Here is a 9,578-nt window from a genome sequence, read left to right on the forward strand (position 1 = left end):
ATGGACTGGTATAACTATGATAGACCACAAGAAATATTAAAAGGTATGACCCCTATGGAATTCAGGGAGTCATACCTTACTAACTAATGTTCTTTTTTACACTGTCTATTTTAGACGGGGCTTGACATTTAGACTTCTTTTTTAGTATTACTCCTCATCTGGACGTGATTTACGCGCGATGTCTGCAAGGATTGTTTGGACAAATTCGTCAAGGGACTCAGTATGTGTTTCTTTCTTACCGTAGCGACGAACGTTGACTGCACGGTCAGCCATTTCCTTGTCACCGACAATCAATTGGTAAGGAATTTTACTTGTTTGGCTTTGACGAATCTTGTATTGCATTTTCTCATTACGCTCATCAACATCGGCACGGATACCGTGATTGCGAAGCTCTTTCGCCACTTCCCAAGCGTAGTCAATATGCGCTTCGTTTGAGATTGGGATAACCGTTACCTGATGTGGTGCCAACCAAGTTGGGAATGCACCTTTGTACGTTTCAATCAGGATAGCTGTAAAGCGTTCCATGGTTGAGATAACGCCACGGTGAATCATAACTGGACGATGTTCCTCACCATCAGCACCGATGTATTTGAGACCAAAACGTTCTGGAAGCAAGAAGTCCAACTGGATGGTTGAAAGGGTTTCTTCGTTTCCAAGAGCTGTTTTCACTTGGATATCTAATTTAGGACCGTAGAAAGCTGCTTCACCTTCCGCTTCAAAGTACTCTACTCCCATTTCATCAAGGGCAGCTTTTAGCATTGTTTGTGCATTTTCCCACATCTCATCATTATCATAGTACTTCTCTTTGTCTTCTGGATCGCGATAAGAAAGACGGAAACGGTAGTCTGTCAAGTTGAAATCTTCATACACATCAATAATCAACTGAAGCGCACGTTGAAATTCTTCTTGGATTTGCTCAGGTGTGACGAAAATATGGCCATCATTCAATGACATTTCACGCACACGTTGCAAACCTGTAAGGGCACCTGATTTTTCATAGCGGTGCATCATTCCGATTTCAGCGATACGAACTGGAAGTTCACGGTAAGAACGCACATTGTGTTTATACACTTGAATGTGGTGTGGGCAATTCATCGGACGAAGAACAAACTCTTCCCCTTCTCCCATGTCCATAGTTGGGAACATGTCTTCTGAGTAATGTTCCCAGTGACCAGAAGTTTTATATAGCTCAACTGATGCCAAAGGTGGGGTATAAACATGTTGGTATCCTGAAGCTAATTCTTTATCTGTGATATAGCGTTCCAAAGTACGACGGATAGTGGCACCGTTTGGCAACCAGAATGGCAACCCTTGGCCCACTTCTTGTGAAATCATGAAAAGGTCAAGTTCTTTACCCAATTTACGATGGTCACGCTCTTTAGCTTCTTCACGCATTTGAAGGTAGGCTTTGAGATCTTTTTTGTCAAACCAAGCTGTACCATAGACACGTTGCATCATAGCATTATCAGAATTTCCACGCCAGTAAGCACCAGCCACATTCAACAATTTAAAGACTTGAATACGGCCAGTTGATGGGACGTGTGGACCACGGCAAAGGTCAACAAATTCCCCTTGACGGTAGATGGTTAAACCAGCTTCATCGTCAGCATGCTCTGAAATCAATTCCACCTTATAAGGATCATCCGCAAAGATTTCAAGGGCTTGTTCTTTGGTTACTTCTTCACGGATACATGGGTGGTTTTCTTTGACGATTTTCGCCATTTCGGCTTCAATTTTTTCAAGATCTTCGTTTGAAATTTGCCCATCTGCATTGTCCGTATCGTAATAAAAACCATCTTGGATAGCAGGCCCTACCCCCAAGTGAATATCTGGGAAAAGACGTTTTGCAGCTTGTGCAAACAAGTGAGCAGCAGAGTGCCGAAGTACGTCAAACGCATCTTCATGGTCAGGCGTTACAATTTCAAGACTGCCATCTTCTGTAATCGCACGTGTTGTGTCAATCAACTTGCCATTAAATTTACCAGCCAAGGCTTTTTTAGCTAGTGAGTTGCTGATTGTTTGCGCAACTTCAAAAGTAGTCACACCAGATTCAAATTCGCGCACCGCGCCATCTGGGAAAGTAATGTGTATCATATGTTTCTCCTTTTAGTTTCTACAAAAATTGTTTCTTAAGAGACTACGTCGTCCAACCATTGGTACGGTTGACTCTGCCATTTCACCTTTAAATAAATTTGACAAAAAAGTGCTCAGAGTAACCATCAGCTTCGTGAGCATAATGTCCTACTTCTTGATAATCAAGAGCTTTGTAAAAATCATAACCCTGCCAATCAAAGGTGTCGAGTCGAATCGTGTTAGCACCAAGTAACTTTGCACGTGTTTCCATCTCTTCCATCAACTGGCGACCTAATCCTTGACGACGATGACTTTCATCGACAAAAACGGTTGAGACGTAAAGGATATTAAAGGCAGTCATCACTGCATCTAACCCAGCAATTACTTGACCAGTATCATCCAAAATGCCAATAGAAATTTTTCCATCTTGTGGCGTTCGAATGAACTGAGCATCGTAACATTCCAATGCCTCTTCTACTTCTTTAACCTGTCCATCAGTTAAATTAATAATAACCATAGGGATATCTCCTTCTTTACCTACAAAAACAAAAACGACATCCCGTAAAAGGACGTCGTAACGTGGTTCCACCTTCATTCATCTATGACAAAAAGACACTTGTCATAGACCTCATGTTTGGCGATAAGGGGACCACCCTTTTATGTTTGCATAAAATCATACCGAGTAGTGTCAGCTTGTATCCTCTGCCTGCTTTCCAGCTACCGCAAGCTCTCTCAAAGATTTCCTACAAGTGATAAGTCTCTAACAAGTATTATAGCAAGTTTCAATGAAATTTCAAGTCTAAAATGATTTTTTTGAAAGCCGTTTAGTTTAAAAAATTTCGGATACCTCTGACTAATTTCAACGGAGCTTTGACAACCTGAGCTGTATTCTTAGTAAGGCGTTCTGGAAAAGACCGTTTTTCTGACTCTATGAGCAATTTCGTCTCACCACCGTTTTTATCTACTGTCAACGATAATTTTTCTCGTTTTTGGGTGGTTTGAGTACTTTTTGAAATAATGACATCAAGGTAAAATTCATGTATAGCTTTTCCAAACTGTTCCGCTGAAATAGCTCTGCGTTTGTCCAATAACTGTTGCTCAGTTATTTTTGGAGTATCAATGATAGCATCTAAAATAGCTGACGCTAAATCACCTGCATGATAATAAAGTGTACCGAATGTTTTGTCGTCAATCAAATCATCTAAGTAAGGATTGCCATGAGCAATAATCGGACGTCCACTAGCCAAACTTTCTAAATAAGTGAGCCCTTGAGTCTCACTAGTAGAAGCTGAAATAAAGAAGTCACAGGCTTTGTAATAGAGGGCTACCTCATCTGGGCTAATCATTCCTGTAAAGATCACATGATCGGTAATCTCTAATGCCTCAGCCTGTTCTTTCAAAGTCTCTAAATAAGGACCATCCCCTGCGACCACTAATTTGACATCACTATTTTCAGACAAAACTTCTGGCAGACTACGAAGTACAGCTTGAATATTTTTCTCAGAAGAGACACGTGACACACTCAGTAACATGGTTTCTGTTTGCGAAACACCTAATTTTTTTCTAAGCGCTAAACAGTCTGCTTCACAGATATCCTCACAAATAAAACGTTCTAAATTAATTCCCGTTGGAATAATCCGTTTCGGAATTTTAACGTCATAATCATCTAGGAGTTCCAGAACAATACGACTGGGACAAATCACACCGTCAAGATCACTAAGGTAACCTCTGACAATGTATTTAACCATGCTAGGACGAATGAGTTTCCCATTGGCAATATAGCCAACATAGTCTTCATACTGGGTGTGATAGGTATGTACAACTGGAATTTTTAAAGCCCTACCAATCATTTTTCCCAAAAGCCCTAAACTAAACTCCGTCTGCGTATGAATAATATCTAGTTTGTAGCTCTTAGCGATTTTCAACGACGTCATGATACCACGGTAGGCAATTCGTCGGTCTGTAAAAGAGATAAAAGGGACACTAGGTAGGCGAATAATGGTTGGATCTTCATAGCGCTTGACATTTTTATCCGTGGTCGTAAAAATATAGACCTCATGACCAGACTTTTCCAACTCCTCTTTTAGCGTCCTAATGCTCGTAGCAACACCTGAGACTTGTGGAAAATATGTATCTGTAAATAAACCTATCCGCATCTACTTCTCCTATTTCTACTTCACTTTCGCCTGATTTCGATAAAAGTCAATCCAAACTTGCAAAAGTCTCTCTTCAGAGTAATTTATTGAAATTTGCCTAGATTTCTCTTTTAATTTGGACAAAGCGGTACCATCACATGCTAAGTCACTAATCATCATATTCATATCAGAAACGTCTTTTGCTGCTACATAAGAACCCTCAAGAATCACCTTATAAAGCTCTAAATCACGTAGCATAATGGGCGCTCCACAACTAGCCGCTTCTAATATGGTCATTGGAAATAATTCATTGTAACTTGGTAATAAAAACAAATCCGTAGCAGCATACAAGTCACGCATCTTATCCGCTTCAACAATACCTGTGAAAATCAAATTTTTAGGGGGATTTTCCATGATTGTCTTATAATGTTCATAACCATCAGTAATGCCACCAAACGAAAAACCACCTGCCCAGATAAAAGTTATATGGGGCAGTTTTTCAGCCAAGGTAACAAAATCATCAATTCCTTTACGTTTTTGAACCTGTCCAGCTCCTAAAACAACAAAATCAGCATCCGTGATTCCGAATTCTTTTCTCGTGATCTGCCTTTTTTCCAAGGTGGAAGGATACCACTTTTCTTTATTCACAAAGTTAGGAATGTAACTAATCTTGTCACGCGCAATGCCAAAAGCAACTAAGTCATCAATAAAACTTGGATTAACGACGACAAGATGATCCATACGGTTATAAAATGAGGTCACATACTTCCCCAAGACCTTCTGAAATAGACGAGGCATTTTGAGGCTTCCTTCCAATGTCTCAGGAAGAAAATGGACATAACCCACCCGACGCCCGACTCTTTTTTTGAAAAAAGTAGACAGGTAAAATAATGGGTCAATGGTATGATAATGGGTAATATCAGCCTGAACAAACTGATTTTCAGTAATATCAAGTTCTTTTTGAGCATCTCGTTTAAGCAGACGCAACAATTCGCGATAAGCACCAGAGACCCCTTGCCCTGCAACTTTTTCACTAGAACTCAACATATTAACACGTAATGACTTTTCACTCATACCTGTTATTATAGCTTTTTTTGAATTAAAAGTAAAACATCACCCTAGGCTTATCACGTTATTGAGCCATAAGAAAAGAGATTGGGATAAACCAGCATAATGGCTAAGCCCACTCTCTCCTGTTTCATATCATCATTTTCAGTTTAAAGACCTTTTGTTGTTCCACGTTCTTTAAGTCCGTGTTTTAAAAGGATTTCTTTTTGATTTAACTCTTCTTTGTTCATGATTTTTGTCAACATGCGCATCGCTACCGCTCCCAAATCATAGATAGGCTGGCTAATGGATGTCATATTAGGACGTGTGTATTGCACAATTGGCGAATCATTACTTGTGATGATTTCAAAATCTTCTGGCACTGATTTACCAGCCTCAAAAAGACCATTTAAAAGACCAGCAGCCAATTCATCTTCTGCAACAACAGCTGCAGTAGCACCTGCATTAAGGACACGTTGTGCTAGGGCAAAGCCCTCTTGGTATCTATAATTAGCTTCAAAGACAAGGCCTTCATCAAATGTTAGTCCGTTGCTAGAAAGGCCTTCTTTATAGCCAGCAAGACGCACTTTGCCATTGATATCATCAATAAGTGGTCCTGAGATGAATGCGATTTGCTTATGATGTTTCGCCAACACATTGACACCGTCTGTTATAGCCGCACTGTGGTCAATATTAACACTAGGTAATTGGTGCTCTAAATCAACTGTTCCAGCCAATACAACTGGTGTCCGTGAACGTGAAAATTCAGCTCTAATCTTATCTGTGAGGTGATTTCCCATAAAGATAATACCGTCAACTTGCTTCGCAAAAAGCGTGTTAACAACAGCTACTTCTTTTTCATCATCTTCATCACTCGAGGCAAGGACAATATTGTACTTGTACATCGCAGCAATATCGTCAATCCCTTTTGCCAAAATCGAAAAGTAGGAATTGGCAAGGTTAGGTAAAACAACACCAACAGTTGTTGTTTTTTTACTTGCTAAACCTCGAGCAACTGCATTGGGACGATAGTCCAAACGGTCAATCACTTCTAAAACCTTTTGGCGCGTATTTTCTTTAACATTTTTATTTCCATTGACAACACGACTGACTGTAGCCATGGAAACACCTGCTTCACGGGCAACGTCATAAATCGTAATTGTATCATCTGTACTCATATGGATGTCCTTTCTATATGAAAATATCGTTTTCATTTTATTTTAGCACCTTTTGTAAACACTTTCAAGCAATAAGACGAATTTTTTTGAAAAAATGTTCTAAAAACTGCTTTTTCTACTTAACATTTGCCCTCTTTTTCAGAAAAGACTTGATTTTTTAGCAATTTGGCATAGAATAGAGATAAGTTACTTAGAATCAAAGGAGAATACTATGTCTAAAATAACAGATCTCATTAAGCGCTTAGAAACTCATGACCTTTATGCCGCTGTACTTTCTGATCCTGTAACTATCAATTATTTGACTGGTTATTTCGCTGATCCACACGAGCGCCATATGTACCTTTTCTTGTTTGCTGATAAAAGTCCCCTTCTCTTCTTACCAGCTCTAGATGTGACAAGAGCTGAGCAAACTGTGGACTTTCCTGTTGTGGGTTATCAGGACTCAGAAAATCCATGGGAAAAAATCAAAGCTGTTCTTCCTAAAACTGATTTTCCAAAAGTCGCTGTAGAGTTTGATAACCTCAATGTCACAAAATTCAAGGGACTTCAATCTGTTTTTTCTGGTGATTTTAGCGACTTAACACCCGTTGTCCAACAGATGCGACTTATCAAATCTGCCGATGAAATTGAAAAAATGTTCTTTGCAGGTGATTTAGCTGATAAAGCTGTTCAACTTGGTTTTGAAGCTATTTCTCTTGATAAAACGGAAACAGACATTATCGCTGAAATCGAATTTGGCATGAAACGTCTTGGTTATGGCATGAGTTTTGAAACCATGGTGCTCACTGGTGACAATGCCGCAAATCCACATGGTATCCCATCTAATAACCGATTAGAAAAGGATGCTCTACTATTATTTGACCTTGGTATATCAGCGAATGGCTATATGAGCGATATGACCCGAACAGTTGCCGTTGGTAAACCTGATCAATTCAAACAAGATATCTACAATCTATGCTTAGAAGCACAGCTTGCAGCTCTAGACTTTATCAAACCAGGTGTTACAGCTAGCGAAGTTGATGCAGCTGCCCGCTCTGTTATTGAAAAAGCTGGTTACGGGGAATACTTTAACCACCGTCTCGGTCATGGAATAGGAATGGATGTCCATGAGTTCCCATCAATTATGGCTGGCAATGACATGATGATCCAAGAAGGCATGTGCTTCTCAGTAGAACCTGGTATCTACATTCCTGATAAAGTTGGCGTACGTATTGAAGACTGTGGTCATGTCACTAAATCAGGCTTTGAAGTCTTTACCACAACACCAAAAGAATTACTTTATTATTAGACCGTAAGAGGTTGGGATAAAAAATATCTCAACCTTCTTTTTTTCGATAGTAATAACAGATTGGCGCAGTGGTTGATTGGAGGTCTGTAACTGGATACTTCTTTCATTTTCAAGTGTCCACCTAAAATAATCCACTGGACTATTTTAGTACTAAGCAATCGTTAGCGGCCATCCTATACGAATGTGATGAACGTCGTTCATCTTATTTCCAACCTCCAAAGGTCTCCCAGACCTTTGGAGCTGTGCGGAGGTGGGAGTGAAAGTGTCCAGTGGACAGTTTCAGCCTGAGCTTAGCAATCAGAGAGCGAGGGGAAGTCAAGACTTCGAAATCATGACTTCTTATACGAAAACTTCAAAAAGCCCTCAAAGAGTATAGCACTTAGCGAGGGCTTTGCCTATTGGTTTTCATTGTTTTGTGGGTGTGGGCTCCGCCATCGTGCTGGTTTGTCCCACTCTCTTTTTTATGCTACAATTGAGCCATGACAAAATTAGCTATTATGAGTGATTTACACATTGACCTCAATCAATTCAGCGACTTTGAAGTTCATACACTCATTCAGACACTGAAAAATCAAAACATCTCTTGGTTACATCTTGCAGGCGATATTTCAAACCATCACCATACGATTTCTCTTCCTTTTATTGAAAAAATGGCAGAGCATTTTAAGATAACTTACAACCTAGGAAATCATGACATGCTGGATTTAACAGAGGTAGAAATTGAAGCAACTGATTTCCAAATTTATGACTTGGATGAGAAGGTTTTCATTACTTTTCACGGATGGTATGATTACTCCTTTTCTTCTGATAAAACAGACTCAGAAAATCTATCTTTTAAAACTATTTTTTGGTTTGATAGGCGTTTAAAACGGCCCTTGTCTGATAAAGAGATGAGTGAGCAAATCTATCAACGTTTAAAAGATATCCTCTCTCAACAAACCAAACCCATCATTCTAGCCATGCATTTTGTACCGCACAGCTTATTTACCATAACCCATGAAACATTTAAGCCCTTCAACGCCTTTTTAGGTAGCCAACAGTTTCATGATATCTTTACAACTTTTCCTGTCACTGATGTGGTCTTCGGCCATGCACACCGCTCTTATGGCACTCAAGTTATTGATGGCATTAGATACCATTCTAGACCCCTTGGTTATATTCGTGAATGGGACTTGACCATTGAGTTTGTCAATAAACATTCTCACCTCAATCCTACCGGCACTTGGAACCTCTCTAAACGTTACAATCTTGTCAAAAAACGTGAAGATTTCAAACAATATCTTAGGGAAAATTTAACATCAGAATTTAAAAAATCGATGACTATTTTTTCATTGTCAGAATCATAAAGATAAAAGCACCCCAAAGCAATCTTACTTGCCTTAGGGTGTTTTTCATATCTTATACGATAGATAGAATGATGCTCCGCTACTCCCCCTTCTCACCCAGACCTTCTAAAGATAATGAGGAAATCAATTAACTAATCATTCGTTTTTTTGTTTTTGTCTGAAATCCAAATACCAGCTATCGCAAGAGTAGAAAGGAGACCACCCAACATTGTGAGGTAAAGTTGCTCTTCTCCTGTTTTTGGTAACAATACGCCCGTATCTTCTTTTGAAGCCAAGGAACTTTTAACTGAATTAGTGACTTCTAGTGACATCACTGTCATAGCTGGCTCCAATTTCGTTAACGGAATGACTGGTTGCGCTGGTTCCAATTTCGTTAACGGAATAACTGGTTGTGCTGGTTCCAATTTCGTTAATGGAATAATTGGTTGCGCTGGTTCCAATTTCGTTAATGGAATAGTTGGTTGTGCTGGTTCCAATTTCGTTAATGGAATAGTTGGTTGTGCTGGTTCCA

General features: G+C 39.6%; 9 protein-coding genes. 3 read left to right on the forward strand and 6 right to left on the reverse strand.

What is annotated here, in order from left to right:
* Positions 1-87, forward strand: a complete 87-nt coding sequence (locus tag GZ996_RS12315) for an IS3 family transposase (RefSeq protein ID WP_161979366.1) — start codon at positions 1-3, stop codon at positions 85-87.
* Between the two features lie 60 nt (positions 88-147).
* Here the strand turns inward: GZ996_RS12315 and thrS are convergent, their stop codons facing one another.
* From thrS to ccpA, 5 genes are all read right to left on the reverse strand, one after another.
* The gene (thrS, locus tag GZ996_RS11150; protein WP_156805501.1) at positions 148-2,094 is read right to left on the reverse strand and encodes a threonine--tRNA ligase; all 1,947 of its coding nucleotides are present in this window, start codon (positions 2,092-2,094) and stop codon (positions 148-150) included.
* Between the two features lie 88 nt (positions 2,095-2,182).
* A complete protein-coding gene (locus GZ996_RS11155; protein ID WP_162012089.1) occupies positions 2,183-2,590 on the reverse strand; it encodes a GNAT family N-acetyltransferase in 408 nt (135 codons plus the stop codon).
* A gap of 307 nt (positions 2,591-2,897) precedes the next feature.
* The gene (locus GZ996_RS11160; RefSeq protein ID WP_162012090.1) at positions 2,898-4,229 is read right to left on the reverse strand and encodes a glycosyltransferase family 4 protein; all 1,332 of its coding nucleotides are present in this window, start codon (positions 4,227-4,229) and stop codon (positions 2,898-2,900) included.
* A gap of 15 nt (positions 4,230-4,244) precedes the next feature.
* Positions 4,245-5,282: a glycosyltransferase family 4 protein gene (locus GZ996_RS11165; RefSeq protein WP_162012091.1), complete on the reverse strand. Its 1,038-nt coding sequence runs from the start codon at positions 5,280-5,282 to the stop codon at positions 4,245-4,247.
* A gap of 143 nt (positions 5,283-5,425) precedes the next feature.
* Entirely contained in the window at positions 5,426-6,433 is a 1,008-nt protein-coding gene (ccpA, locus tag GZ996_RS11170) for a catabolite control protein A (protein WP_156805505.1), read from the reverse strand.
* A gap of 211 nt (positions 6,434-6,644) precedes the next feature.
* Between ccpA and GZ996_RS11175 the strand changes: the two genes are divergently transcribed.
* A complete protein-coding gene (locus GZ996_RS11175; RefSeq protein WP_162012092.1) occupies positions 6,645-7,721 on the forward strand; it encodes a M24 family metallopeptidase in 1,077 nt (358 codons plus the stop codon).
* A 479-nt stretch (positions 7,722-8,200) separates the two neighbouring features.
* On the forward strand, positions 8,201-9,067 hold the full coding sequence (locus GZ996_RS11180) for a metallophosphoesterase (protein ID WP_162012093.1): 867 nt from the start codon (positions 8,201-8,203) through the stop codon (positions 9,065-9,067).
* A 131-nt stretch (positions 9,068-9,198) separates the two neighbouring features.
* On the opposite strand, the gene GZ996_RS11185 is transcribed toward GZ996_RS11180, so the two are convergent.
* Positions 9,199-9,578 (reverse strand): LPXTG cell wall anchor domain-containing protein (locus GZ996_RS11185; RefSeq protein ID WP_162012094.1); only part of this gene is annotated, 380 nt, incomplete at its 5' end.

Source organism: Streptococcus sp. S784/96/1, assembly GCF_902729355.1.
Lineage (GTDB): Bacteria > Bacillota > Bacilli > Lactobacillales > Streptococcaceae > Streptococcus > Streptococcus caledonicus.